Origin of the sequence: Sulfitobacter sp. HI0129 (assembly GCF_001635395.1) — a bacterium.
In the GTDB taxonomy this organism is placed as follows: domain Bacteria; phylum Pseudomonadota; class Alphaproteobacteria; order Rhodobacterales; family Rhodobacteraceae; genus Sulfitobacter.
Map to the genome: position 1 here is coordinate 1 of NZ_LWGH01000515.1, position 1,700 is coordinate 1,700.

Annotated in this window: 2 protein-coding genes; both read left to right on the top strand. The window is 62.8% G+C overall.

Features of this window, described 5'->3' with window-relative positions; translation table 11 throughout:
• Positions 1-862, top strand: an 862-nt coding sequence (gene dnaA / locus A3764_RS14075; protein ID WP_067951693.1) for a chromosomal replication initiator protein DnaA, incomplete at its 5' end; no start/stop codon positions are given.
• 141 nt (positions 863-1,003) lie between these two features.
• A partial coding sequence (gene dnaN, locus A3764_RS14080) for a DNA polymerase III subunit beta (RefSeq protein WP_067951694.1) occupies positions 1,004-1,700 on the top strand: 697 nt, incomplete at its 3' end.

The window sequence follows — 1,700 nt, forward strand, 5'->3', positions numbered from 1 at the left end:
TCGTGAACTGGGCCAGCGGCAACCGGAAATGAACGTGCTCTATCTTTCCGCCGAGCAGTTCATGTACCGTTTCGTGCAGGCCCTGCGCGATCGGACGATCATGGATTTCAAGGAGCTTTTCCGCTCCGTCGACGTGTTGATGGTGGATGATCTGCAATTCATCGCGGGCAAGGACAGCACGCAGGAAGAATTCTTCCACACCTTCAACGCGCTGGTCGACCAGCACAAGCAGATCATCATTTCGGCCGACCGCGCCCCCGGAGAGATCAAGGACCTTGAAGAGCGTGTGAAATCGCGGCTCCAGTGCGGCCTCGTCGTCGACCTGCACCCGACGGACTACGAACTCCGCCTGGGGATCCTGCAGAGCAAGGTGGAGACCCAGCGCCAGAGCTACCCGTCGCTGGTCATCGAGGACGGTATTCTCGAGTTTCTCGCCCATCGCATCACCTCCAACGTGCGCGTGCTGGAAGGCGCCCTTACCCGACTCTTCGCTTTCGCCTCGCTCGTGGGGCGCGAGATCAACATGGAGCTGACGCAGGACTGTCTCGCCGACGTGCTGCGCGCCTCCGAACGCAAGGTCTCGGTCGAGGAGATCCAGCGCAAGGTGAGCGATCACTACAACATCCGGCTTTCGGATATGATCGGCCCCAAGCGGTTGCGCAGCTATGCGCGCCCCCGGCAGGTGGCGATGTACCTCTGCAAGCACATGACCAGCCGGTCGCTGCCGGAAATCGGGCGGCGTTTCGGCGGGCGGGATCATACCACCGTGATGCACGGTGTCCGCCGGATCGAGGAGCTCAAGCAGACGGACGGGCAGATCGCCGAAGACCTCGAACTGCTCCGCCGCGCGCTGGAATCCTGACGCACAGTTGCAACGGCCGGGCACAGGCCCGGCACGGGCCTTCGGCGGTGCTTGCAATCCGGTCGGCAAAGCAACAAAAGTCTTGTGATAGAGCGGGAACCGGGTAGTTTGCCCGTCCCGGCCTTCCGCAGGAGACAATACATGAAATTCAGCATCGAACGCGCCGACTTGCTCAAGGCAGTGTCGCAGGCGCAATCCGTGGTCGAGCGCCGGAACACCATTCCGATACTCGCCAACGTGCTGATCGAGGCGGACGGCGATAGCGTTTCCTTCCGTGCGACCGATCTTGATATCGAGGTGGTGGACAAGGTCGGCGCGCAGGTGGAACGGGCGGGCGCGACAACCGTATCGGCCACCCTGCTGCATGAGATCGTGCGCAAGCTGCCAGACGGCGCGCTGATCCGGCTGACGTCGGATACCGCAGCCCAGCGCCTGACGGTGGAGGCTGGGCGCTCCAACTTCTCGCTCGCTACCCTGCCACGCGAGGATTTCCCAGTCATGGCGTCCTCGGAATACGCGTCGAACTTCAGTGCCCCGGCCCCGGTGCTGCGGCGCCTCTTCGACAAATCGAAATTCGCGATCTCGACCGAGGAAACGCGCTATTACCTCAACGGGGTTTACATGCATGTGGCCGATGCCAGCGGCGGTCGGGCATTGCGCTGCGTGGCCACCGATGGCCATCGCCTTGCCCGGATCGACGCCGACCTGCCCGAGGGTGCTGCCGACATGCCCGGCGTCATCGTTCCGCGCAAGACGGTCAATGAACTGCGCAAGCTGCTGGATGACGACGAGCTTACGGTGGCGGTCTCCGTCTCGGAAACCAAGGTGCGTTTCGCCA